Raw genomic sequence first — 25,190 nt, forward strand, 5'->3', positions numbered from 1 at the left:
GGTACCTAAGCCCTATCACATTCGAGGAGCGAGCTATGAAAGCTTAAGTTGCCGTCTACGAAACCAGCAGCAGGCCACTGTCGCTCCCTCGGATCAAGGGTTTCACGACGGTGCCTCGTCAGGGTGCAATGGAGTTGGAAGGAGTGATCCCAACCCGCGAACAAATGCTTGCCCATGGTGCTGTGACCCATGTGCTGGCTGGAACAGTGGCCACCGAAGGCGACCAATTGGTTATCAGATCCCAGTTGAGCGCTATTGATGAAGGAAGTGGTTTCGAAGCCACCGAACTGGAGTCATACAGCGCTCCTGAAGAGCTGTTTGCCAAACTCGCCGAACAAAAGCTTGGACTTACGTCCGCTCTGAACGTTCCTTTGCGCCCGCAGGAGCGCATTGTTCTGGAGCGTGTTCCAACCAAAAATGTCCAAGCGTACCTGCTGTATGCAGAGGCCTTGCATGCCTGGAGGACAGGAGAAATTGCCGACATAAAGCAAGCATTGGCACTGTTGGAACGGGCCAAAGAGATTGATCCGCAGTTCTTTGATGCGAGGGGCACTTATGCCTATCTGAACTACTATGTCTGGTACATGGGCATGAACCCCGTGCGCAACAATCTGGATGCACATGATGCTGCGGTCGCGACATCGACGAAGTTGCTTGAGGATGATCCACTGAACTCTGTTGCATTGTTCGTTCAGTCGGCGATCATGCTGCACAGAGACCGCGAACAAGCTCTGACCATGGCGCGCGGTGCGATTTTCCAGAAGCGGGAGGACCCCAGCTTGCGCCGTGCGTTGGGTTGGGCATTGCTGAGCAACAACCTTCAAAAAGAGGCCCTGGCAGAATTCGAATCCTATCTGGAACTTTCACCCCGACTAACAGCCGAAGAAACACTCGATATCACAAACGCCTTTCTAAGGTTGGACGAACCGGAACGCGCCTTAGAAGTACTATCACAGTTCGATCCAGAAGCCTTGACGGGGCTTTCAGCACTGGTCACTCAGGCAGAGATGTATTCGCGCCTTGGAAATCAGGAAAAAGGTGAAGAGTTTGCGCGCCAATTCCTTCAGTTTTTGCCTTTCTATAGCGTCATGTGGGACGAGCCCAAATTTCGAACTTACGAAGATCCATCTGTTTTTCAAAGCTATTCTGAGGCTCTGCAAGATGTCGGAGTTCCGCTTTGGCCGTTGAACTTTGACAATGGACGAGAGGCGGATCGGCTGAACGAAGAGTCCCTGCACAAGCTTTTCGCCCGCAGCTTCACGACAATTGACACAATAGATCCGGTCGGTGGGCCTTACACCAGCCAATACAACAGCGACGGATCGGTCAGCCTGCGCTACGGATTCCTCCCTGAGATCGAGTTTCAGGGGACGTGGGAGGTCGATGGCAATGAAATCTGCCAGAAGTTCCCCGGTATTTCCATGGGACTGCGAGTTTGCGAAAGGGTCTATCTTGACCGGTCAGAGTCAACACCGGACACGCCTCGATACGTCCAATTGAACGGTTTCGGCCTGCACCGCTTCGGCGTTCAGTATAACGGCGATTAGGCGGCAAACCAGTTAACTTAATGCCGATTGGTCATCACTGCCGCTTTCAGTACCAATGTCAGCAAAGTGCGCTTCTGTGTCATCTACGCTCTTCGCAGCATCCGGAACATTGGCCTCCAACCAGACATCCCCCGAACGCACCAAACGGGGCGCTCAGGCTCGATGTCCCGTCAAACCTTCACCCGCTCCGACTTCGGATCATACATCGGCTTCAAAGAAGCCTCCGCTTTCACCCGCACACCGGCCACATCAATCTCGTAGGTGGAGCCCAGCACATCCGCCGTACTCTCCCCCTTGCACGGCACATACCCCAGACCCATCGCACCGCCCAGCGCGTGACCATAGGCCCCCGAACTGAGATAGCCGACGATCTCACCATCCCGCACAATCGGTTCGTTGTGATACAAAAGCGGCTCGGGGTCGGTCAGCTTGAACTGCACCATGCGGTTTTCCAGCCCCTTCTCCTGCTTGTCCAGAACCGCCTCACGTCCGATGTAGTTGGGCTTGTCCTTCTTCACGGCAAAGCCAAGGCCCGCTTCCAACACATGATCCTCTGAGGTGATGTCATGGCCGAAGTGCCGAAACCCCTTTTCGATCCGGCAAGTGTCCATCATGTGCATCCCGCACAGGCGCTGGCCCAGATCCAGACCGGCTTCTGCCATCACCTCAAAGACGTGACCACATTGATCAGCGGAGACGTAGATCTCCCAGCCCAGCTCCCCCACATAGGTGACGCGGTGCGCACGGGCGAGGCCCATGCCAATCTCGATCTCCTGCGCGGTCCCGAAGGGGTTGGCGTCATTGCTGAAGTCATTGGGTGAAATCCGCTGCAACACCTCGCGGGAACGTGGCCCCATCAGCGCCAGGACACCTTCGCCCGCGGTCACATCGGTGATCACCACCCGGTGGTCGCCCACGTGGCGCTGCATCCATGTCTGATCGGCCAGACGGGTCGCGGCGGGCGTCACCACCAGATAGGCGGTTTCGGACAGGCGGGTGACGGTCACATCCGCCTCGATCCCGCCGCGCGCGTTCAGGAACTGCGTGTAGACGATCTTGCCCACGGGCACCGCATAGTCGCCGCCGCCCACATAGTTCAGGAAGGCTTCCGCATCCGGCCCCTCCACACGGATTTTCCCGAAAGAGGACATGTCATACATGCCCACGGATTCCCGCACGGCCATGTGTTCCTCGCGGACGTTGTCAAAGAAGTTCTGCCGCGACCAGCTGTAGTGGTAGGCGCCTTCCTGCCCGTCACGCGCAAACCAGTTGGCGCGCTCCCAACCGGCCAATTCGCCCATCACCGCACCACGCTCAACAAGGTGGTGGTGGAAAGGTGTGCGGCGGATGCCCCGTGCGGTGGCCTTCTGGCGGAAGGGGAAGTGATCGGCATAGAGCAGGCCCAGCGTCTCCTTGGAGCGTTCGGCCAGATAGGTTTTGTTGCCCTGAAACGGCTGCATACGGGAGATGTCCACATCGCCCAGATCAAACGGCTTTTCGCCCGCGTCCATCCACTGCGCCAGCGCCATGCCCGCCCCGCCTGCGGATTGGATGCCGATGGAATTGAACCCGGCGGCAACCCAGACATTGTCCATCTCTGGCGCAAGGCCAAGGTGGTAGGCGTCATCGGGAGTGAAGCTTTCGGGACCGTTGAAGAAGGTGTGAATCCCCGCTTCCGCCAGCATCGGCATCCGGGCGACGGCATTCTCAAGGATCGGCTCGAAGTGGTCAAAATCCTCGGGCAGTTGGTCGAATTCGAAATCCGCCGGGATACCGTCCAACGCCCAGGGTTTGGACACCGGCTCAAACGCCCCCAGCAGCATCTTGCCCGCGTCTTCCTTGTAGTAGGCGCATTCGTCCGGCACCCGCAGCACCGGCAGTTGCTTCAGCCCCTCAATCGCCTCGGTCACGATGTAGAAGTGTTCGCAAGCCTGAAGCGGGACATTCACCCCCAGCATCCGGCCCACGTCGTGGCCCCACATGCCGCCGCAATTGACCACATGATCGCAGGTGATTTTGCCCTCACTGCCGTCGCCGTTAACGAAGTTGACAGCTGTCAACTTGTTAAGGTTTCGTTCAGCATTGGTCACTTTCACCCGCTCGATGATCCTGGCGCCGCGCTGCCGCGCGCCCTTGGCCAAGGCCAATGCGATGTTGGCCGGATCGCCCTGCCCGTCCTTGTCCAGGTACACCGCGCCCTTCACCCCGTCGATGTTGAGATGTTCATACTTCTCAAGCACTTCCTTGGCGGTGATTTCTTCCACGTCGACGCCGAAAGCCCGCGCCATCGCCGCCTGACGGTAGATCTCCTCACGCCGTTCTTCGGTCAGGGCGACGGTGATCGATCCCACCCGTTTGAAGCCGGTGGCCACGCCCGTTTCCGCTTCCAGATCGCCGTAGAGTTCCTGGCTGTACTTCGCCAGCTTGGTCATGTTCGCGGTTGCGCGCAGCTGCGCAATCAGGCCCGCCGCATGCCATGTGGTGCCGGAGGTCAGCTGTTTGCGTTCCAGCAGCACCACGTCTTTCCACCCCAGTTTGGCAAGGTGGTAAGCCACGGAACAGCCAATGACACCGCCACCAATGATGACAACGCGGGCGTGGGAGGGAACGTCAGACATGAGCCAAACCTTTCAGCATTCAGAATGCCCCTTCTAGACACGTTCAGCGGTCCGGGGCGGGTGTAAAAACGACAGCTATTTGGGGGGAACCGCTGCGGGATGCGGGATGCGCCGCATGCGGCGCGCTTCGGCCGGGGTGTGGCCGAAGACAGATTTGTAGAGCGGGGCGAAACCACTGGAGAAGCCACAGGCCAGACCCACTTCGCGGATGCTGAGCGAGGTGTTCAGCAACAAGGTGGAGGCCTTGTTCAGCCGCAGTTCGCGGTAATAGCTGTTGGGGGTCATGCCCAGCGTGCGGGCGAACTTGCGCTCCAGCGACCGGGAGGAGACTTTCAGGCGCGCGCAGATGTCATGGATCGCCAGCGGTTCTTCCATGTGGGATTGCATCAGGGTGATGCAGGCGTCGATGTCCGGGTCCCCCGTGGGGGCAACCTCGGACCGGGCGAACGGCTGCGGGGTGCGCAGATCGCGGATGCGGTCATGCAGCAGGATGTCCGCAACGTTCATCAGCGCCGGGCGGGAGATGTGATCGCCCACAATCGACAGCATCAGATCGACGGTGGACCCCATGCCGGCACAGGTGGTGATGCCCTCGTGGTCTGACGCCAGTTGCGCGCCCCAGTCGCTGGCATCTGTCTGCTCGGACAGGATCAGGCGGTTCTCCCAATGCGTCGTATGTGCCGCACCTTTGCCATCGGCCTGAATGAACAGGCTGGCGGCTTCGGCCAGCAGGAAGATGCGCGCCCGCCGCCCCCGGTAGAGCTTGAGAAACCCCCGCAGGGGCAGGTTCAGGGTCGCGGTATCGCTGTTGCCCAGAAAGACGGCATAATCGACAGAGACTTTCTCAGGCGGCGGCAGGGTTTCGACCATCGCCGCGCTGCTGGAAATCACGCAGCCGCCCACCGCTGAGCGGTAGGTCCATGTAAAGACCTCATGCTGGCTGACCCGGTTGGCAAGGCGCAACACATCCGTCACGGCTGCCAGTTCGGTCAGCACAAAGTCTGCTTCGACGTAGATGTCGAAACTTGCCGCGCGGGGGGCGGCGCGGTCCAGCAGAGAGGAGCCCCGGCCCACCGCCCGCCTAGACGATGGTATGGCCCGCCGCACGCAGCCGCGCAGCGAGGGTTGCGATATGGGCCGGGCTGACTTCGCAGCACCCGCCGACGATGGTGGCCCCGCCTTCAACCCACCCCATGGCATGATCCGCATAGTCGTCCGGAGAGAAATCCCGCCGCGCGCTCAGGCTGTCGACTGTGGGGGCGTCTTCCAGAAAGCCATCGCTGATGGCAGTGAAGCCATTGGCGTAAGCGCCATAGGGCAAGCCGGATTGTGCCAGCACCGGCAGTCCGGTGGTGATGGCTTCCGGCGTGGAACAGTTGAGCAGCACCGCCGCAACGCCGCCTTCTGCCAGAACCGGCAGGATGTCGGTCAGCGGTTCCCCCGAACGCAGGCGCGTGCCGTCGTTGTCATCCACCGAGAACGCCAGCCACACGGGTTTGCCCGCAACCGCAGCGCCTTCGCGCACCGCGCGGGCATGCGCGAGGGAGACCACCGTTTCGCAGATCACCAGATCACACCAATCCGCATGCCGCGCCGCCACTTCCGCAAAGAGCGCGGCGGCCTTCTCATGCGCGGGCAGCAGGTCGGGGCGGTAGGACGCCCCAAGCGGCCCGATCGCCAGCGCACGGCGCACGTCCCGCCCGGCAGAGGCGGCCACCAGCAGATCGCGCGCCGCGTCGTGCAGTTCGGCAAAACTCGAGGTTGGTTCGCCCATCGCAAGCCGGTCATGGTGGATGGCATAGGTGTTGGAGGTGCCCACTGTCGCACCGGCTTCATAGAAGTCGGTGTGCACGGCCTGCACCAAGGCCGGATCATCCATCATGATCTGCGTGGACCACAGCGGCGTGGGAGCGGCAGTGCTGCGGTGCACCAACTCCTGCCCCATGCCACCATCCAGAAGGGTGATGCCGGTCATGCGCGGATCCGTTCGTTGGCCGGATCCCACAGCGGCTGATCGGGCTGCACCACGGCTTTGCAGAGCGTGCCGTAGATGTTGACCTCCACCTCTGTTCCCGGCTCTGCCAGATCGGCGCGGATGGTGCCCAGCGCGATGGATCTGCCCACCCGGTAGCCCCAATCGCCGGAGGTGGTCTCTCCGATGATTTCGCCATTGTGCGACACGGGCGACATATAGGGCGCATCGGCATCGCCTGCGTCCACGATCATGGTGACAAAGCGTTTCTTGATGCCCTGCTGCTTTTCCGCTGCAAGTGCTGCTTTGCCGGGGAAATCCTGCGGTTTGTCGAATTTGACCCAACGGTCCAGCCCGGCTTCGAGCATGGAGTAATCAGTGGAGAGGTCGCCCTTCCACGTCCGATAGCCTTTTTCGATCCGCATCGCGTTGAGGGCATACATGCCGAAAGGGGTCGCGCCAGCTGCCTTGACGGCCGCGTAGACAGGCGCGCTGTCGGAGAAGGAGGTATGCACCTCCCAGCCCAACTCGCCCGCGAAGGACACGCGGAACAGCTTGGCCGGTTTGCCCGCAACGGTGGCGTCCTGAATGGACATCCATGTGGCAGAGAAATCCGCGCCTTCGGTGATGCCGCTGAGCAGATCGCGGGACGCAGGGCCGGTGACAATCAGGGTGGACCAGTCGGTTGTGATGTCGGTCAGCGTCAGCGACCCATCGGCAGGCAGGCGACCCTTCAGGAGCTCAAAGTCATGCCACAACGCCACGGCGGCGGTCATCAGCCAGAAATCATCCTCACCCCAGCGGATCACGGTCATTTCTGTCAGGATGCGCCCCCGGCTGTCTGCGAAATAGGCCAGGTTCATGCGGCCCACTTTCGGCAGCGCGCCGGTGATCTGACCGCGCAGCCATTCCGCCGCACCGCTGCCCGACAGCGTGTAGCGCGAGAAGCCCGGTATATCGAGCACGCCAGCATGGTCGCGCACGGCTTCGACTTCGTCCTTGATGCGGGCGGCCCATGGGCCATTGCGGTCCCAGGTCTGTGTGCTTTCCTCGGAGGTGTCATCACCCGGTTGCGCGAACCAATTGGCGCGCTCCCACCCGTTGTAGGCACCCATTTGCGCGCCAGAATCCAGCAGGGCCTGATGGTTCGGCGACAGTTTCTTGTCACGGCCCGCAGGCCATTCGTGGTGCGGGAAGTGCATGGCGTATTCGTGGCCGTAGGTTTCCAGCGCCTTGGACAGGCAATAATCGTGATCGCAGTGATCGGTGTAGCGGCGCGGATCGACGGACCACATGTCCAGCTCCGTCTCGCCGTGCATGATCCATTCGGACAGCACCTTGCCCGCACCGCCGCCCTGCGCGATGCCGAAGGTAAAGGAATGCCCCTCAAAGGCGTTCTTCACACCCGGCATCGGGCCGATCATCGGTAGGCCATCGGGGGCGTAGGGGATGGGCCCGTTGATGTTACGCTCCACCCCGCCCTGACCCAGCAGGGGCACACGGGCCATGGCGTCTTCGATGTAGAATTCCAGCCGCTCCAGATCATCAGGGTAAAGCTGGAAGGAGAAATCCTCGGGCATGGGATCGTCGGGTGTGACCCAATGCGCTTTGCAATTGCGCTCATAAGGGCCGAGGTTCAGGCCGTGTTTGTCCTGCCGCAGGTAGTAGGAAATATCCACGTCGCGCACGAGCGGCACCTTGTGGCCTTTCTCCTTGGTCCATGCCTCCAGTTCGGGAAGCTGGCCGGTCAGGAAATACTGGTGGGACATGACAACCATGGGCACGGTGCGCCCGCCGAAGGGTTTGAACATCTCTCCCACGCGTTGCGCGTAGTAGCCGGCACAGTTCACCACGATCTCGGCGCGGATGTCGCCCTTATCGGTCTTGACGATCCATTCGTCACCGTCGCGGTCCAGCCCTTTCATCGGGCAGAAGCGTTCAATCCGTCCGCCCGCATCCCGCGCGCCTTTGGCCATGGCCTGCGTCAGTTGTGCAGGGTCGATGTCACCGTCCAGCGGGTCCCACATGCCGCCCATCAGGTCGTGGGTCTCCAGGAAGGGGTGGTGTTCGCGGAGTTCCGCGTTCGTCAGAATGTCCATTTGCAGCCCCTGATAGCGGGCCTGTGCGGCGACTTTTTCGAACTCCTGCATCCGCTCCTTGGTATGGGCCAGCCGCAGTGATCCGGTGACGTGGTAGTTCATCGGGTAATCCACATCGTCGGCCAGCGTGCGGTACATCTCCAGCCCGAAGCGCTGCATGTTCATCACCGCCCAGTTGCCCGCAAAGTTGGGGCAATTGCCCGCCGCGTGCCATGTGGAGCCGGCAGTGAGTTCGTTTTTCTCCAAAAGCACGCAGTCTTTCCAGCCTGCCTTGGCCAGATGATACAGCGTGGAGGTGCCGACGACACCGCCGCCGATGATGACCACGCGGGCCGTTGTTGGAAAGTCTGACATGGCTTGTGTCCCTTATTGATCGTGCTGCGGCAGGTCGTCCGCGATTTCGTAATAGTCACCCTTGTCGGCGACAAAGATGTGCTTTTCGGTGGTGATCCCGGTGGCCCCCTCAAGGGTGCCGGACATCACGGAGGTGGCGCCGTTGTCGGCGTCATGCCGCCAGAACAGTGAGGACCCGCAGGTGGCGCAAAACCCGCGTTGGGCCTGCGGCGAGGATTGATACCAGCGCAGGCTGTCGTCCCTTGTGATCTTGAGTTGATCCGGCCCCACTTGGGTGGCGGAAACGTAGTGCCCGCTGGTCTTGCGACACTGCAGGCAGTGGCAGGCGACGGAATTGCGCAGCGTGCCGGTGAGGGTGTAGGTGACGCCCCCGCAGAGGCAGCTTCCGGTGTGCATGATCAGGCCCTTCCCGGTGTGGTGGCAGCGCCCAGCAGGACGCCGTAGATGACAAAACACGCGCCCATCAGGCGGCGGAACCAAACGTTGAACACAGCACCAAGGGCCGCGCGACCGATGCCTGCGCCCAGCGCGGTGAAGCCGGTGTAGCTGAGGAAGGTCAGCGTCAGGGCGGTGGGAATGATGACGGTCATCTGGTCCCAGATCGGCACGTCCGGCTGGACGAATTGCGAAAACGCGGCGAGGTAGCCAGCGACGCTCTTGGGGTTGATCACCGCGATGGCGAGGGCGTGGAGGTAGATGGAGCGCGCCGGGCGCTCTTCCACCGCGGGCGGTGTCTTCGCCCGGAGGATGGTGCGGAGGCCGAGGTAGATGAGGAAGCCTGCACCGATGTATTTCGCCACAGTGAAAGCGGCGGGAGAGGCCGCGATCAGGGCGGTGATGCCCAGGGCGGAGAGGACAAGGAAGAGGCTCGCCTGCGTCAGGATTGCCAGAACGCCGATCATCGCGCGGCCAAAGGGCAGGTGCATGCCGTTGGTGATGCAGTTGACCGCATTGGGGCCGGGGGTGGTGACGAACACCACCCAGAACAGCGCGAATATGGTCCATGCCTCGAAACTCATATCAATACACCGGCGGCGCGATGACCCAGATCGCGACAGCAGGATCAGGGTACGGGTTGGCCCAGCGGAACGCCTCCCCCCGGATGCGGAAGCTGTCGCCGGGGTTCAGGAGGTGCGTATGGCCCGCGACTTCGATTTCGAGCTTGCCGGAGAGGATATAGCCGACTTCCTGCGTTGGACGGCTGACGGGCACCTTGATCCGGCTGTGCGGCTGGAAGGTGGAATGCACCATTTCAAAGTCGTCGGTCAGATCGGGGGAGAGGAGTTCCTCAACCAGCCCCATGATCTTGGTCCCGATGGGACGGCGGGCATCGCGGCGCACGACATAGCCTGCTTCATGCGCGGGTGCTGCGCCATGGCGGAAGAGCATGGAGACGGAGACCTCAAGGCAGGCCGCGATGGCGCGCAGGTCGGTGATGCCGGGGTCGGAAATGTCGCGTTCGACCTGGCTGAGCCAGCCGACAGAGCAGTCGAGCGCTTCGGCCATCTGCGCCAGCGTCAACCCACGGCTTTTGCGCAGGGCGCGCAGGTCAGCGCCAAGGCTGTGCGGCGTATCCGGGCGGCTGTGCTCCATGCGATTCCCTGTGAAATTATCCGTTCCTTTTTCATGTCTGGCAGAGCAGGATGAAAAAATCTACAAAAATTTCACGCCGCAGCTGCGAAGGTCAACAGGCGGAGAAGGTCTCTCTCAGGATCGCGGCGAGGGCATCGGCATCTGCGCGGGTGAAGGCATCGGGCTGGTCACTGTCCAGATCGAACACGGCCAGCAGATCGCCCGCACCATTCCAGACGGGCAGCACCAGTTCTGACCGCGTCGACGCAGCGCAGGCGATATGGCCGGGGAAAGCATCCACGTCCGCAACAAGCTGAGTTTCCCCACGCCGCGCCGCAGCGCCGCAGACGCCCCGTGAAAAGGGAATGGTCAGGCAGCCATGTCCCCCCTGATAGGGGCCGATCTTGAGCATTTCAGGCCCGGTCACGCGGTAAAACCCGGTCCAGTCGAAGCGATTGTCGCTGTGATGCACTTCGCAGGCGACAGTGGCCATGAGGGCGATGGGATCATCCTCCCCCTCGGTCAGGGAGGCGATGGTCTTGGCGAGGGTTGGGTATGAGACCTGCATGGACGGTTCCCGGTGGAGAGTGCGGAGAAGGGGCCAGGGCCCCTTGTGGATATTTAAGGCCAAAAAGAGGAGGGGCGTTGGTGGGCACCCTCCCCCTTGTGGCAGGTGTCAGGGGCGCTCAATCGCGATGGCCGTGCCTTCGCCGCCGCCGATGCAGATGGCGGCGATGCCGCGTTTGAGGTTGTGGCGTTCGAGGGCGTTGAGCAGTGTGACCATGATGCGCGCACCGGAGGCGCCGATGGGATGGCCCAGCGCACAGGCGCCGCCGTTGACGTTCACCTGTGCGTGCGACAGGCCCATTTCATGCATGAAAGCGAGCGGGACAACGGCGAAGGCTTCGTTCACTTCCCACAGGTCAACGTCAGATGTGTCCCACCCGAGTTGCGTCAGCAGCTTTTGCGCGGCGGGCACGGGGGCCGTGGTGAAGAGGCCCGGCGCCTGGGCGTGGCTGGCGTGGCCCATGATGCGGGCGCGGATGTTCAGGCCGTTGGCGTTGGCGTGATCCGCGCTGCTGAGCACTAGCGCCGCCGCGCCGTCGGAGATGGAGGAGCTGTTCGCCGCAGTCACTGTGCCGCCCTCACGGAAAGCGGGTTTGAGTTGCGGGATTTTATCGGGGCGGGCGTTGCCGGGTTGCTCATCCGCGCTGATGGTTGTGGTGCCTTTGCGGGTCTTGAGATCCACGGGGGTGATTTCACCGTCAAAGCTGCCGTTCTGCTGCGCCTCAATCGCGCGGGAGAGCGACGCCAGCGCGTAGTCGTCCTGTCGTTCGCGGGTGAACTGGAAGGTTTCGGCGCAATCCTCAGCAAAGGTGCCCATCAGGCGGCCCTTGTCATAGGCGTCTTCCAACCCGTCGAGGAACATGTGGTCAACCACCGCCGCATGGCCCAGCCGCGCGCCACCGCGCATCTTGGGCAGGACGTAAGGCGCGCCTGTCATGCTTTCCATGCCGCCTGCGATCATCACATCCGTGTGGCCGAGCGCGATCTGGTCAAAGGCGATCATCGCCGCTTTCATGCCGGAGCCGCACATCTTGTTGAGGGTGGTGGCGGGCACCTCTTCGCCCAGACCGGCGTGAAAACCTGCCTGGCGCGCGGGCGCCTGTCCCTGCCCTGCGGGCAAAACACAGCCCATCAGCACTTCCTGTGCCGTGGCCGCACCTGCATCAGCCAAAGCGGCACGGATCGCATGGCCGCCCAGTTCCGCCGCTGTCAGATCCGAAAACGCCCCCTGAAACCCGCCCATTGCCGTGCGTGACGCGCCAGAAATAACCGTATGTCGCATGTTCGTCCCCTTCTGAGCCGTTTGATCATGGAATGGTAAGGCTTTGAGGTTAGCCACATGCCATCCGAATTTGTCAGGTGTTTAGTATGAAAATATCAACCAGAACAGAAGGGGACATCTGCATCCTGTGTGTCGAGGAAGCGCGGATTGATGCGGCCTCTGCCCTCGCCTTCAAGGAAGGCGTGCGTAGCGCGGCAGCGGAGGCGCCGCCGATAGTCATTCTTGACCTGCAACAGGTCACCTTTATCGATTCAAGTGGATTGGGGGCCATTGTGGCGATCTTGAAGCATGTGACGCCGGACAGAAAGCTGGTTCTTGCCGGGCTGACCCCGGCGGTACAGCGGGTGTTTGAACTGACCCGGATGGACAAGGTATTCGCCCTCTACCCCACACTGGATGCGGCTTTGGGAACATGTGGTGCCTGAGCACAGATGCGGGTTTGACACCTATGCACGGCAGCGTGGCCCCATGTTGAAACCGATCGAGCTTTGTCTTGTGAACAGGGATCATGGCGTGCGGGACGCCCTGGCCCGCCTGCTGGTGGCGCTGGGTCCGCTGAACCTCGGGGCGGAGGAGCGCAATACTGTTGAGCTGGTGCTGGCAGAGGTGCTGAACAACATCCTTGAACATGCCTACCCCGGCATCGGGCCCCTGGGCACCGTCCGGATATCTGTCGAAGCGCGCAGCAACGGGCTGCACATCAGCGTGCTGGACGATGGCGCGCCCATGCCGGACGGGCAAGCCCCCCTTGGCACCGCGCAGGATCTGAACATGGGCATCCCGGACTTGCCGGAGGGGGGATTTGGCTGGTTCCTGATCCGCGATCTGGCCAAGGACGTACAATACAGGCGCGTGGCCGGGCACAACCAGCTGGACCTGCGCCTTGCCATCGCCCTGCCCCGAAACCACTAGGTGTTTGGTCCCGGCACTCTCGCCCAGCGGGCAATTTGCGACACATATCTGCCGAGAGGGCGCAGGGCGATGCGCGGGACTCTTGTTGAATTTCAAGCGGATGTGGCGTTTCCTGGTGGGATAGTGCATGCGCGATACCCAGTCGGGCAGCGGCGCCTGGGGAACATCCGTCAGAGCCGCTGGCGTCACCGGGTTGATGGGGCCTGATCCAAAGTCGTGTTCGGCCTGATCCGGCCACGCAAAACGCCCCGCTGCTGCCTTAATCGCGCCCACAAAAACCCAACAAGGGTCGCGAAGTGATCACAATTGCGCCCCCTTTGAACAGCATAAGGGACGGGTAGCTGCATATGGCTTCCCTCGGCGCTGCGTTTTATAGCCCCCACCCAGTGCGTGGCGTCGAGGCACTTCTCTTTCTGATTGGCTCTGGCCTGCGACCGTTCTAGGTATGCAGCACTGTCATCAGGAGAGGCTCCATGCGCGATTTTCACCTTCCCGGACGTTCTGCCGTTCTTGCCACCCAAGGCATGTGTGCAACCTCGCACCCGCTTGCGGCGCAGACCGCAATCGACATCCTGTCGCGCGGCGGCAACGCGATGGATGCCGCGATAGCGGGTGCTGTTCTGCTGGGGATTTGTGAGCCGCAGATGACCGGGATCGGGGGAGATTGTTTTGTGCTCTATACCCGGCCCGGAGACGATGAGATTCACGCGCTGAACGGATCGGGCCGTGCGCCCGCCGGGCTGGACGCCGCGATGCTGCGGGCAGAGGGCCACAGCGTTGTGCCGCCCTATGGCCCCCATGCTGTGACCGTGCCCGGCGCGATGGATGCCTTTTGTCATCTGTCCGAAACCGAAGGCAAGCTGGGACTGGATGTGATCCTGGCGCCGACGATCCATTATGCAGAAACCGGCGTGCCGGTGGCCCCGCGCGTGGCTTTTGACTGGGCGCGGGAGACGGAGAAGCTGCAAGGGGCGGCGCGCGATGCCTATCTGGTCGGCGGTCGTGCGCCGGTCATCGGGGAGATGTTCCGCGCCCCCGGTCAGGCAGAGGTACTGCGCCGGGTCGCCAAGGAGGGGCGCAAGGCGTTCTATGAGGGCGAAGTGGCGGAAGATATGCTGGCGTGCCTCAATGGGCTGGGCGGGGTGCACCGGGCTGAGGATTTCGCCTCCGTCGCGGCAACCCCCACAGCGCCGATCAGCGCCATCTATGGCGATCTGGAGGTGGTGGAACATCTCCCGAACGGGCATGGTGCGACGGCTTTGCTGATGCTCAACATCCTGTCGCATTTCGACATCGCTGCCATGGAGGGTCTCGGTGCGGAGCGTGTGCACATCGAAGCGGAAGCCGCCAAGCTGGCTTATGACGCGCGCAACCGGTTCCTGTCGGATCTCGATCACATGGAGCGGTTGGAGCATATGCTCGCGCCTGAGACCGCAGCGAAGCTGGCAAGGCTGATTGATCCCAAACGCGCGATGGCCTCCCCCGCCGCCGTGTCAGAGCAGGTGCACAAGGATACGATCTATATCACCGTGGTGGACAAGGACGGCATGGCTGTCTCGATGATCTATTCGATCTTCCATGGGTTTGGATCGGGGATTGCCTCGGACAAGTTTGGCATTCTGATGCAGAACCGGGGCGCGGGTTTCACGTTGCAGGAAGGCCACCCGAATGAGATGAAAGGCGGCAAACGGCCCCTGCACACGATCATTCCGGGCATGATCCGTGAGGCCGACGGGGCATTGATGCCCTTTGGGGTCATGGGCGGGCAGTACCAGCCCACGGGCCACGCGCGGCTGGCGTCGAACATCGCGGATTTCGGTATCGAATTGCAGGCCGCGCTGGATGCGCCACGTGCGTTTTCGGATAGTGGTGTATTGAAGGTGGAACGGGGCTACACCGATGCGGTGCGCGCGACCCTGAGCGATATGGGCCACACCGTTGAGATCCCGGAGACCGCGATTGGTGGGGCGCAGGCGATCCGGCGGCGGACGGATGGCGTGCTGGAAGGCGCGTCTGATCCGCGTAAAGACGGCTGTGCTTTGGGGTATTGAGGCGGAGGTGGCGGCCTGAACAACTGGCCCGCGCGCGGGGGATGTGGCACTTGGATATTTAAGGCCAAAAAGAGGGGCCACGCTGCGCAGGGGGATTGCCGCCGGGCACCCGGACGCAGGTGTGGGTCAGTTCAGTTGGAAATGCAGCGGGTAAGAGCCATCGGTGAAGGGGCCAAAGAGGTCCGGGATATCGGGATGGTCCACAGGCTCGCCGGAGTAATCCGCGATCAGGTTCTGCTCTGACACATAGGCCACGTAGTAGCTTTGATCGTTCTCTGCCAGCAGGTGATAGAACGGCTGATCCTTGATGGGACGGTTTTCTTCGGGGATTGCCTCATACCATTCTTCGGTATTGGCAAATTCCGGATCGACGTCAAAAATCACCCCTCGGAAGGGATGTTTCTTGTGACGGACGATTTGTCCGAGGTGGTATTTCGCACAACTACGTATCATTACAACTACAGCCCCTACCCCCCACTTGTACGCTGTTCAAGCGGGTTTTGTCCAATAATCCCGATGTGATCCGAAGGAAACAGTCTGTTGACCCTTGCCCTGACCGTGCTGGAAATCGTCGCCCCCGTTTTCATTCTGGCAGCCGTTGGTTTTGCCTGGGTGAAGGCCGGGATCGAGTACCGGATCGCCTTTGTCACGCAATTGTCGATGACCTTGGCGGTGCCCTGTCTGATCTTTGTTTCCTTGATGAAAACGCAGGTCGAGCCTGCGGCGCTGACCGCGCTGACGCTGGCCAGCATGGCGGCCTATGGTGCGTTGTCGGTGGTGATCATCGCGCTGATCCGGGCGCTCAGGCTCAGCCGTCCGACCTATGCCGCGCCGTTGATTTTCGGCAACACCGGAAACCTCGGCCTGCCGCTGGCGCTGTTTGCCTTTGGGGAAGTGGGGCTTGATTACGCGGTGGTGGTTTTTGCCGTTATGGCGGTCTGGTCCTTTACCTTTGGCATCTGGCTGGTGGCGGGCGCAGGGTCGCTCGGCAAGGTGCTGCGCGAGCCGCTGGTGGGGGCGACCCTGCTGGGGGCATTGTTCCTGTGGCAGGGGTGGGAAACGCCGACGCCAATCACCCATGCGCTGGAGCTGATCGGGCAGATGGCGATCCCGCTGATGCTGATCACCCTTGGCGTGGCCGTGGCGCGGCTGACACCCGGCGGCGTGGGGCGCGCGGTGGCCCTGTCAGCGGTGAAGCTGGCGCTGTGTGTGGGCATCGCATGGGGGGTTGGGGTGTGGTTCGAACTGGACCGCACCGCCTTTGGCGTGCTGGTCTTGCAGGTGGCAACACCGGTCGCCGTGACCTCCTTCATGCTGGTGGAGAAGTACGGCGCGGATTCGAATGCGGTGGCCGGGTTGGTGGTGGTTTCCACGCTCATGGCGATCGGCGCCTTGCCGCTGTTGCTGGCCGTCTTGCTTTGAAAATAGGTTGGGAATTCCCGCCCGGATAGGGTATCTTGCGCCAAAATATAAAAAACGAAAGCGAGAGGCAGATGAGCAAAACTCTTCGCGCGTTGATTGTTGTGTTGTTGGTCGCATCCTGCGGCGGGGGGCAATCCTCTGCGCCTCGGGATCTGGACAACGCCTGCGCAATTCTCAAACAGCGCCCCGGTTATTTGAAGGCTTTCCGCGCCACGGAAAGAAAATGGGGCGTGCCGGTGCATGTTCAGATGGCGACGATCTATCAGGAGAGCAAGTTTGTCTCCGATGCCCGCACGCCGTTCCGATACACGCTGGGGGTGATCCCGATGGGTCGCCAGTCCAGCGCATTCGGCTATTCCCAGGCGTTGGATGGCACATGGGATGAATACCGCGAAGCCGCCGGCGGCTTTGGCGCGCGCCGCGACCGGATCAGCGATGCGGCAGACTTCATGGGCTGGTACATGAACCAGACCCGCGACCGCAATGGCATCGCCCTGTCGGACGCCCGCAACCAGTATCTGGCTTATCACGAGGGCCACACCGGTTTTGCGAGGGGCAGCTACAACGGAAAAAGCTGGCTGCTGAATGTGTCGCAGAAGGTGGCAGACCGCTCTGTTCTGTATGAGCAGCAGTTGGGGGCTTGCCGGGTTCGGCGATAGAGCGACGGGTCAGTCGGCTGAAATCGCCCAACAATCGCCATGAAGGGTTACTAAACTTTAAGGCGATTGATGGAGAGACTTGATGACCCCGCTCTTGATTGCCCTGCTGGCCGCTGGCGGCGCCGGAATGGCGCTGATGATGGATACGTCCTCTGACGAGGGGGATGTGGCCAGCGAAGAAGACCTGACCGAAGAACAGGACGCCCCGGAAGAACCGGAGGAAGAAGAGCCGGACCTTGGCGCGTCGGTGGTCGAATTGGAAGACGGACGGATCGAGGTTGAACTGGGGGAGGATGAGACGGGGTCGCTTTTGGCGCTTGTCGAGGAAGCCTATCAGAACGGCGGCAACAGCGCTGGTGGCGAAGACGTTCGAATGACGTTGTATCTGGTGCCGGAAGACGTTGAATTGCCCGCCAACAGACTGGACTTGCCAGATACCGCCACAACTGACGTATACGGTGCGCCCTTTGAAAAAGAGTGGGGCATAGACTGGGAACGCGACGACATTGCTGGTTACTACAATCTGACCGAGCTGGGGGAATGGGATCTCGGCAGCGTCTATTCGAGCAGTACAAACACCCAAGACGGAACAGGCGCAAACACATACTATAGCGACCGAACCGAAATTGAGTTCGTTTCAGACAGCGAAATCAGGGGCCTCGTCATTGACTATATCTCCGGTCAGTTCCTCAGTGATGGGGTGTTCAGATACCACGACGACCTGAGCTTCCTTGACGGGACACAGGCTCTGCATGGAACTAACGACGCAGATGTGCTCATACCGACGGAGGACGTGAGCTTTGTGAACGGGCGTGCCGGGGACGACTTCATCGAGGCTTCAGAAGCTGTGCTGAAAGGCGGCGATGGCGACGACACCATCGTTGGAACAGATTCACACCTGATCGACGGGCAGCGCGGTGACGACTTTATCATCGCGAAAGACAACGCGGCGGCTTGGGGAGGGCAGGGAAATGACACCCTCATAGGAAATGGCGGACCTAATATGGATTTGTTCGGCGATATCGGTGACGACACGTTAATCGCGCTGACCAATTCCGACCTGAGCGGGGACCACTACTCTTACCGCGAGCCTGGGCTCGCCGGAACCGATACCTTCATGGTGTCGGATCAGGGTTTGGGAAGCATAGCATCTGGTGAACCTGTGCAAATATCCAACATTTACGATTTTAACAGCAGCGTTGATCAACTGGTCGTATTGACCCAGGACGGTAACGAACCTGTCTCGGTCGTCTATGAACCGCGCTATACTCCCGATGACGGCAGCTATCCGCGCGTCAGAGGCGGGCACCTGACACTGACCTATACGAACGGTTCCGTCGGGCACATCTTCATGGATGAGGTGGATCCCGCCAATGTGACGTTCCGCGATCTGGATGATGTGTTGGCGATTTATGCCGCAGAAAGCGAACCGCTCGCGTCCTGATCAGCGGTTCACCCCCGGACTGCCCACATCAAACAGCGTATTGGGCAGGTTGCCGCCTTTTTGCAGATCACCCAGCACCACGGTCGTCTGACCGCCACTGCCATCGTTGATGATCCACTGGCGCAATTCCACCGGGTTGCCGGTGAACTTCATCTGGATGTTGCCATATTGGGTGTTGTCGGGGTCTTGCGCCGTCACAATGGTGGCAGTGCCATCATAGTCATGCCCCGTCACCATCCGCGCGCGGTCCAGATCGACGTTTCGGGCAAGGATGATCGACAGTGGCGTCCGGCTGAGCGGGTAGCTCTCGGCGGGCTGGTTGGACTTTTTGTCAAAGATCACAACGGTGTTGGACCCCGCGACCACAAGTGCCGATTCAGGCGGGTTGTATTCAAACCGCACCTTGCCGGGGCGTTTGATGTAGATCGTGCCGGTGCTGATGGAGCCGTCCCCGTTGATCTGGGTGAACTCTCCCTTCGCGGTTTGCAGCTTGTTGAGATAGCCCGAAATCTGGCTCAGCGGCAGTTTCTGGGCAGCAGCGGCAAGGGGCAGCGACAGGGACAGGCCTGCCGCAAGGATGAGGGGGGTGATGAAACGCATGCTCGTCTTCCTTTTGTTTGCACCAGACATAGGGTGAAAGCCGGTGTTATGCGATAACGGCCCGCGGATTTTTGCCGGGATCGCCGCAAGAGCGCCCGAGGGCCAGGCCCCATTCATCTCGTACCGCTGGCGTCAAAACCGCTCGGCCAGAAAATCCCAGACCCGTTTGACCCGTGGCGTCTTGTGCAACGCCTCATGCGCGGCGAGCCAGACCGGCAAAGCAGGCAGATCGGGCTGTATGTTCAGGCGCTGCACGCGCGGTTCTGCGTCGCCAATCACGGCCTGCATCGCCCCCACGCCACAGCCCGCGCAGACCAGCTGCCAGAACACCGCCTGATCATCGCAGCGCACGCCAAAGAAATCGCGCGATACGTCAAAGCCAAAACCGCGCATCGCGCGCAGGATCTGATCATCCCGGTCGAAGCCGACAAAGGGTATGTGTTTGAGGTCTTCAAGGTTTCGAGGTTGGCCAAAGCGCGCCAGCACGCCATGGGCCGCGTAAAGCGCAAGCGGTTGGTCGGCGATTTTGCGCGTCACCACGTCCAGTTGCGTGGGCTGGAACATGCGCAGGGCGATGTCGGCCTCCCGGAACAGCAGGTTTTCGGAGGTGTCAGAGGGGACAAGCTCAAGCGCGATATCGGGTTCGGCCAGACGCAGATCCGCAAGGATCGGGGGCAGGATGGCGTGGGACACCACCACGCTGGCGGTGATCCGGACGGTGCCGGAGAGTTGCTGATCACGCCCGGCGGCCAGCATGCCCAGCCGGGCGGAAGCTGCCGCCATTTCCCGCGCGGGTGCCAGCAGCGACGCACCCACATCCGTCAGGCGCAATCCGCCCGCTTCGCGGATGAACAGCGCCGCCCCGAGAGAGGCTTCGGCGGCCTTGATATGGCGTCCCAGCGTCGGCTGGCTTTGCCCCAACGCGCGCGCCGCGGCACTGAGCGATCCGGTTTCGGCCACGGTGAGGAACGCACGGATGTAGGTCCAGTCGAGCGTGTTTGCAGATTGCTCCATTCAAATATGAATACCCGATCATCTCTTTTCCGCAATACCATATCATTTCTGGACACCCCATCTTCATCAGGCAGATGAAGGAGAGTGTGATGAACAAGCAGGTATTGATCCTTGGGGCCTCTGGCCGCATTGGCCGCCACAGCGTTGCGGCGTTTGAGCAGGCAGGGTGGACGGTGCGGACATATGACCGGGCGACGGGCGACATGAGGGCTGCGGCTCAGGGCTGCGATGTGATTGTGAACGGGCTGAACCCACCGAACTATCACAATTGGGCAAAGACCATCCCCGCAATCACCAGAGACGTCATTGCCGCCGCAAGGGCCAGCGGGGCGACAGTCATCATCCCCGGCAACGTTTACCACTTTGGCGATCAGGGCGGGACATGGTCAGAGCACACACCGCCCCGCCCCGTCAGCCGCAAGGGCCGCATCCGGCTGGAGATGGAGCGGGAGTATGCCGCAAGCGGGGTGCAGACGATCATCCTGCGGGCTGGCAATTTCATGGATCCGGATCGGCAGGGTTGTATCCTTGCGGCGCTCTACCTGCGGGCCATTGAAAAGGGCAAGATCACCCTGCCCGGCCCGGCGCAGACCCGTCAGGCCATGTGTTACCTGCCCGATTGGGCCCGCGCCTGTGTGGCCTTGGCAGAGATGCGGGGAGATCTGGCGCAGTTTGAAGATATCCCCTTTGCCGGTCATACGCTGAGCGCGCAGGAGATGAAGACCGCGCTGGAACGGATAACGGGGCGTGCGTTGACCTTTACCCGCTTCCCCTGGTGGGTGATGACACTGGCCGCCCCTGTGTGGGAATTGGCGCGGGAAATGCAGGAGATGCGATACTTGTGGCAGACCGATCATGCGCTGTCGGATGCGCGGCTGAAGACGCTGCTGCCCGCGTTTGAAAGCACGCCGCTGGACGATGTGATGCGCGCATGTTTGCCGGGGTAAAAAAACACCGCTGAACCCTGCGGTTCGGCGGTGCTAAAGCGTGCCGTCAGGGATGGAGGAGGTAAGCCTTACCCCTGTTCCGGCACCAGAATGTCGCGTTTGCCCACGTGGTTGGCAGGAGAGACGAGGCCTTCGTCCTCCATCTGCTCCACCAGACGCGCGGCTTTGTTGTAGCCAATCGCCAGCTTGCGCTGGATGTAGGAGGTGGAACACTTGCGGTCCTTGATCACCACCTGCACGGCTTGATCATAAAGCGCGTCTTCACCATCGGTATTGCCGCCGGTGTTCAGGCCCAGCACCGTGTCGATGTCGGCCTCCTGTTCGCTCGCCGGGCCTTCGACAACGCCGTTTACATAGTCAGGTTCGCCAAACTGCTTGAGGTGGTTGACGATTTCCTCGACTTCCTCATCGCTCACGAATGGGCCGTGGCAGCGCACGATTTTGGAACCGCCAGCCATATAGAGCATGTCGCCCATGCCCAGCAGTTGCTCCGCACCCATCTCACCCAGAATGGTGCGGCTGTCGATCTTGGAGGTCACCTGGAAGGAAATCCGGGTGGGGAAGTTCGCCTTGATCGTGCCGGTGATGACGTCCACGGAGGGACGCTGCGTGGCCATGATCAGGTGGATGCCGGAGGCACGGGCCATCTGCGCCAGACGCTGGATGCAGGCTTCGATCTCCTTGCCCGCGACCATCATCAGGTCGGCCATCTCGTCCACGATGACGACGATATAGGGCAAGGTTTCGGGTGTTGTCTCTTCGGTCTCGAACACCGGCTCGCCAGTGTCATCGTCAAAGCCCGTCTGCACGGTGCGCTCAAAAATCTCCCCTTTGGAGAGCGCTTCGCGCACGCGACCGTTGTAGCCTTCGATGTTGCGCACGCCCATCTTGGACATCTTGCGGTAGCGTTCTTCCATCTCCCCCACGGTCCATTTCAGCGCCACCAGCGCCTTTTTGGGGTCCGTCACAACGGGGGAGAGCAGATGCGGGATGCCGTCATAGACGGAGAGTTCCAGCATCTTGGGGTCAATCATGATCATCCGGCATTCTTCCGGCGTCAGCTTGTAGAGCAGGCTGAGGATCATGGTGTTGATCGCAACGGATTTACCGGAACCCGTTGTACCGGCGATCAGCAGGTGCGGCATCTTGGCGAGGTTCGCCACGACCGGTTCGCCGCCGATGTCCTTGCCCAAAGCCAGCGGCAGGCGCTGGTTGCCGTCGCCAAAGTCACGGGTGGAGAGGATTTCGCGCAGAACCACCTTCTCGCGGTTTTCATTAGGCAGTTCGATGCCAATCACGGAACGGCCCGGCACGGTGGAGACACGGGCAGAGAGCGCGGCCATCGAGCGCGCGATGTCATCGGCAAGGCCAATCACACGTGACGCCTTGAGGCCCGGCGCGGGTTCAAGTTCATACATGGTGACAACAGGGCCAGGACGCACGGCGACGATTTCGCCTTTGACGCCGTAGTCATCCAGCACCGTTTCCAGCATCCGCGCGTTTTCTTCCAGCGCTTCATCAGACAGGTGCAGACGCTCCACCGTTTCGGGGCTTTCGAGCAATGCCAGCGGCGGAAGCTCAAAACCCGGATGGGTGTCTTCGAACGTGAGTTGCGGCTGCGCTTCGGCCTGCGCCTGTTTGGAGGGCTGCGGCGCCTTGCGGATGGGTTGTTGGACGACCTTGCGCGGCTCGGCCACGGGGATCGTGGGCGCGGGCGGCACCGGGGCGGCATCGGCCAGTGGTCGTTCGATGACCTCCGGCTCGATATACTCGGGCGCGGCGACGCTGGGTGCGGTCAGCGGGGGTTCCACGGGCAGCGGCGTTGCAGCCGCCGTCAGCGGCGGTTCTGGCGGCAATTGCGCGGTGTTCAGCACCAGCGGATCAGGACCACGGCCCCGCCCGCGGGTCAGCGGTGCTGTGGCGGGCGTGTGCACGGCGGTGGTGCTGCGCACGCGGTTCTTGATCACAGAGGCGATCTTGGATTTGATGCGTTCCTCGCCCGGTGCTTCCACATCGTCCACTTCGGCGTTCTCAACCAATTCAGGCTCAGGCATGGATTCGGGGCGTTTGATCAGGCCGGGCATCCGCGCCAGCAGCCCGGTTTTCGCTTCGGCCTGGGGGGCGAAATCGGCAGGCAATTCCGGCGCACCTGCGGTCGGGATGACCTGCTGCGCCTCGAAAGCGGCGTTTTCGGCGGCCATGACCTTGCGTTCTTCCCGGCGTTCGGCCTGACGGGCCTGCAACCCCTGGGCCGCCTGCACTGCACCGCTGGCGCCACGGCCCAACAGGTTCATCAAGGTGGCATAGGCCATAATCGTGCCCAGCAGCATGAATTTGGTGATGCGTGACAACTCCGCGCGGGTGAAGCCCAGCACAAAGGTACCCAGCGCCAGAATGGCAACGCCCATGAGCACGGACATCAGTTTGACCGTAAAGGTGGAGCCCACTGGGAGCACGGTCAGCACGGCCCCCATGACAGTATCCCCAAACAGACCCCCCAGCCCAAAGCTGTGGGTCTGCAACCAATCGGCATCCGGAGCGAGAGTGGCGGCATAGATCGCCCCCAAAGCCACCGCAATCGGGGCAAAGATCAGACGCCCGACGGCGCGTTCCTGTCCACTGTGCAGGGCAAAGCGCACGCCCCAGACCACCAGACACACGGCAATGCCCCATGCGCCCCAGCCCACGATCATAAACAGTGGTGCGGCGATGGAGGCCCCGATCCGGCCCATCCAGTTCTGCACAGGTGCATCCGTGGAGACCATCCAGTTGGGATCATCCGGCGTGTAGCTGCCGATCATCATCGCGGCCATGACGCCCAATACGATCAACACCAGCCCCAGCAGTTCCTTGCCGCGCTTTTCCAGCGCCTCAGCCACTTTACTGTCGAGCAGTGGATCGCGCCCGCGTGTCTGATATGCCATACCCTTGGTCCCTCTTATACCGCGTAGAGGCAGTCGCGGATCAATTCCAACCCGCGTGCCGTCTGTTCTTGTGGAGCCACCAAGGCGGCTCTTATGTATGTCTTGCCGGGGTTGTCCTGCCCCGGAACGGCCTGCGCCAGATAGCCACCCGGCAGCACTTTCACGCCTGTTTCCTTCCACAGCTTGAGCGCTGCGGTCTCATCATCCTCAACCGGCAGCCACAGGAAAAACCCGGCTTCAGGGCTTTGATATCCCGGTACATTGCCGAAAATGCGGTCAGCGGCGTCGAATTTCGCGGCATAAAGGCGGCGGTTTTCCTCAACGTGGTCTTCATCCGCCCAGACGGCAGCGGCAGCGGCCTGCAAGGGCAGCGGCAAAGGGGCACCGGCGTAGTTGCGCAATTGCTTGATCTGGGCAATCGTCTCTGGTCCGCTGGCCACGAAACCTGACCGCAGGCCGGGCAGGTTGGAGCGTTTGGAGAGCGAATGGAAGGCGACGATGCGGTTGCGGTCGGTGCCCACAGCCTCCGCCACTTGCAGCACGCCGACAGGCGGCGTGTCGCGGTAGATCTCGGAGTAGCATTCGTCCGCGAAGATGAAGAAATCGTATCTCTCAGCAAGCGCGATGAGGTCCGCCCAATAGGCGTGATCGGCCACAGCGCCCTGCGGGTTCGCCGGGGAGCAGATATAAACGGCAGCGGTGCGGGCCAGCACATCCTCGGAAACGGAGGAGAAATCAGGCAGGTGGCCTGTCTCCGCCGTGGCGTTGACCATGATCGGATCAGCGGCACCGGAAATCGCGCCGATCATGTAGACTTGGTAAAACGGGTTCGGCATCAGGATGGCGGGCTTCTGGCCGTTCTTCGTCTCAGGACACAAGGCAATCACGGCGTTATAGAGCCCTTCGCGGGTGCCGTTGAGCGCCATGACTTCGCTGGCCGGGTCCATCGCCACATCGTAACGCCGTTTGATCCAGTCGGTGATTGCACCCTTCAGCTCAGGCGAACCGTCATTGGGCGGGTAGCTGTTGAAACCTGCGGCATTGTCGGTGATCACATCGGTGACCCAAGCCGGAAAGGCGTGTTTTGGCTCACCAATTGTCATCTGAATCAGCGGCCCACCCCCTTCGTGCACGTCCAACAGGGCGCGCAGACGCGGCCACGCATGGGCCGGAAGGGTTGAAAACCGCTCAGGATAGATCATCAAA

General features: G+C 61.5%; 22 protein-coding genes. 8 read left to right on the forward strand and 14 right to left on the reverse strand.

The genetic code is table 11. The features are described 5' to 3' along the window. The first annotated feature begins 143 nt into the window (after positions 1-143). Positions 144-1,547 (forward strand): lipopolysaccharide assembly protein LapB, encoded by a 1,404-nt coding sequence (locus Q1A91_RS17680; protein ID WP_299880573.1) that lies wholly within the window; start codon positions 144-146, stop codon positions 1,545-1,547. A 170-nt stretch (positions 1,548-1,717) separates the two neighbouring features. Here the strand turns inward: Q1A91_RS17680 and Q1A91_RS17685 are convergent, their stop codons facing one another. From Q1A91_RS17685 to Q1A91_RS17725, 9 genes are all read right to left on the reverse strand, one after another. After that, on the reverse strand, positions 1,718-4,165 hold the full coding sequence (locus Q1A91_RS17685; RefSeq protein WP_299880577.1) for an FAD-dependent oxidoreductase: 2,448 nt from the start codon (positions 4,163-4,165) through the stop codon (positions 1,718-1,720). Between the two features lie 75 nt (positions 4,166-4,240). After that, a complete protein-coding gene (locus Q1A91_RS17690) occupies positions 4,241-5,239 on the reverse strand; it encodes a GlxA family transcriptional regulator (protein WP_299880580.1) in 999 nt (332 codons plus the stop codon). A 7-nt stretch (positions 5,240-5,246) separates the two neighbouring features. Then, positions 5,247-6,140, reverse strand: coding sequence for a homocysteine S-methyltransferase family protein (locus Q1A91_RS17695; RefSeq protein ID WP_299880583.1), 894 nt, complete (start codon positions 6,138-6,140; stop codon positions 5,247-5,249). After that, complete coding sequence (locus Q1A91_RS17700; protein WP_299880585.1) at positions 6,137-8,590, reverse strand: FAD-dependent oxidoreductase; 2,454 nt, start codon at positions 8,588-8,590, stop codon at positions 6,137-6,139. The genes Q1A91_RS17695 and Q1A91_RS17700 overlap by 4 nt, the downstream gene beginning before the upstream one ends. 12 nt (positions 8,591-8,602) lie before the next feature. Continuing rightward, entirely contained in the window at positions 8,603-8,986 is a 384-nt protein-coding gene (locus Q1A91_RS17705) for a GFA family protein (RefSeq protein WP_299880587.1), read from the reverse strand. Between the two features lie 2 nt (positions 8,987-8,988). Then, positions 8,989-9,609, reverse strand: coding sequence for a LysE family translocator (locus Q1A91_RS17710; protein WP_299880590.1), 621 nt, complete (start codon positions 9,607-9,609; stop codon positions 8,989-8,991). A 1-nt stretch (position 9,610) separates the two neighbouring features. Next, positions 9,611-10,183, reverse strand: a complete 573-nt coding sequence (locus Q1A91_RS17715) for a helix-turn-helix domain-containing protein (RefSeq protein ID WP_299880593.1) — start codon at positions 10,181-10,183, stop codon at positions 9,611-9,613. 91 nt (positions 10,184-10,274) lie between these two features. Then, positions 10,275-10,730, reverse strand: a complete 456-nt coding sequence (locus Q1A91_RS17720; protein WP_299880596.1) for a GAF domain-containing protein — start codon at positions 10,728-10,730, stop codon at positions 10,275-10,277. Between the two features lie 108 nt (positions 10,731-10,838). After that, positions 10,839-12,011: an acetyl-CoA C-acyltransferase gene (locus Q1A91_RS17725; RefSeq protein ID WP_299880599.1), complete on the reverse strand. Its 1,173-nt coding sequence runs from the start codon at positions 12,009-12,011 to the stop codon at positions 10,839-10,841. Positions 12,012-12,097: 86 nt separating this feature from the next. On the opposite strand from Q1A91_RS17725, the gene Q1A91_RS17730 reads away from it, so the two are divergent. The 3 genes from Q1A91_RS17730 (at position 12,098) to Q1A91_RS17740 (ending at position 14,974) form a co-directional block, all read left to right on the forward strand. Further along, a complete protein-coding gene (locus Q1A91_RS17730) occupies positions 12,098-12,436 on the forward strand; it encodes an STAS domain-containing protein (protein ID WP_299880602.1) in 339 nt (112 codons plus the stop codon). Between the two features lie 43 nt (positions 12,437-12,479). Further along, positions 12,480-12,923, forward strand: a complete 444-nt coding sequence (locus tag Q1A91_RS17735) for an ATP-binding protein (RefSeq protein WP_299880605.1) — start codon at positions 12,480-12,482, stop codon at positions 12,921-12,923. 473 nt (positions 12,924-13,396) lie between these two features. After that, a complete protein-coding gene (locus Q1A91_RS17740) occupies positions 13,397-14,974 on the forward strand; it encodes a gamma-glutamyltransferase family protein (protein WP_299880607.1) in 1,578 nt (525 codons plus the stop codon). A gap of 126 nt (positions 14,975-15,100) precedes the next feature. Here Q1A91_RS17740 and hspQ read toward each other — a convergent pair whose 3' ends face one another. After that, positions 15,101-15,427, reverse strand: a complete 327-nt coding sequence (gene hspQ, locus Q1A91_RS17745) for a heat shock protein HspQ (RefSeq protein ID WP_299880609.1) — start codon at positions 15,425-15,427, stop codon at positions 15,101-15,103. An 87-nt stretch (positions 15,428-15,514) separates the two neighbouring features. Between hspQ and Q1A91_RS17750 the strand changes: the two genes are divergently transcribed. From Q1A91_RS17750 to Q1A91_RS17760, 3 genes are all read left to right on the forward strand, one after another. Next, positions 15,515-16,396, forward strand: a complete 882-nt coding sequence (locus Q1A91_RS17750) for an AEC family transporter (protein WP_299880613.1) — start codon at positions 15,515-15,517, stop codon at positions 16,394-16,396. A gap of 71 nt (positions 16,397-16,467) precedes the next feature. Then, a complete protein-coding gene (locus Q1A91_RS17755; RefSeq protein ID WP_299880615.1) occupies positions 16,468-17,055 on the forward strand; it encodes a lytic transglycosylase in 588 nt (195 codons plus the stop codon). 82 nt (positions 17,056-17,137) lie between these two features. Further along, positions 17,138-18,499, forward strand: a complete 1,362-nt coding sequence (locus Q1A91_RS17760; protein WP_299880618.1) for a hypothetical protein — start codon at positions 17,138-17,140, stop codon at positions 18,497-18,499. On the opposite strand, the gene Q1A91_RS17765 is transcribed toward Q1A91_RS17760, so the two are convergent. Both Q1A91_RS17765 and Q1A91_RS17770 read right to left on the reverse strand, forming a co-directional pair. After that, entirely contained in the window at positions 18,500-19,099 is a 600-nt protein-coding gene (locus Q1A91_RS17765) for an outer membrane lipoprotein carrier protein LolA (protein ID WP_299880621.1), read from the reverse strand. It lies immediately after the preceding gene. A gap of 132 nt (positions 19,100-19,231) precedes the next feature. After that, positions 19,232-20,113: a LysR family transcriptional regulator gene (locus Q1A91_RS17770; RefSeq protein WP_299880624.1), complete on the reverse strand. Its 882-nt coding sequence runs from the start codon at positions 20,111-20,113 to the stop codon at positions 19,232-19,234. A gap of 89 nt (positions 20,114-20,202) precedes the next feature. On the opposite strand from Q1A91_RS17770, the gene Q1A91_RS17775 reads away from it, so the two are divergent. After that, on the forward strand, positions 20,203-21,060 hold the full coding sequence (locus tag Q1A91_RS17775) for an NAD-dependent epimerase/dehydratase family protein (protein WP_367278691.1): 858 nt from the start codon (positions 20,203-20,205) through the stop codon (positions 21,058-21,060). A gap of 68 nt (positions 21,061-21,128) precedes the next feature. Here the strand turns inward: Q1A91_RS17775 and Q1A91_RS17780 are convergent, their stop codons facing one another. After that, entirely contained in the window at positions 21,129-23,984 is a 2,856-nt protein-coding gene (locus Q1A91_RS17780; protein WP_299880630.1) for a DNA translocase FtsK, read from the reverse strand. A gap of 14 nt (positions 23,985-23,998) precedes the next feature. Next, positions 23,999-25,186, reverse strand: coding sequence for an aminotransferase class I/II-fold pyridoxal phosphate-dependent enzyme (locus Q1A91_RS17785; protein WP_299880633.1), 1,188 nt, complete (start codon positions 25,184-25,186; stop codon positions 23,999-24,001). Positions 25,187-25,190: the final 4 nt, after the last annotated feature.

Source organism: uncultured Sulfitobacter sp. (assembly GCF_947500075.1).
Taxonomy (GTDB): Bacteria; Pseudomonadota; Alphaproteobacteria; order Rhodobacterales; family Rhodobacteraceae; genus Sulfitobacter.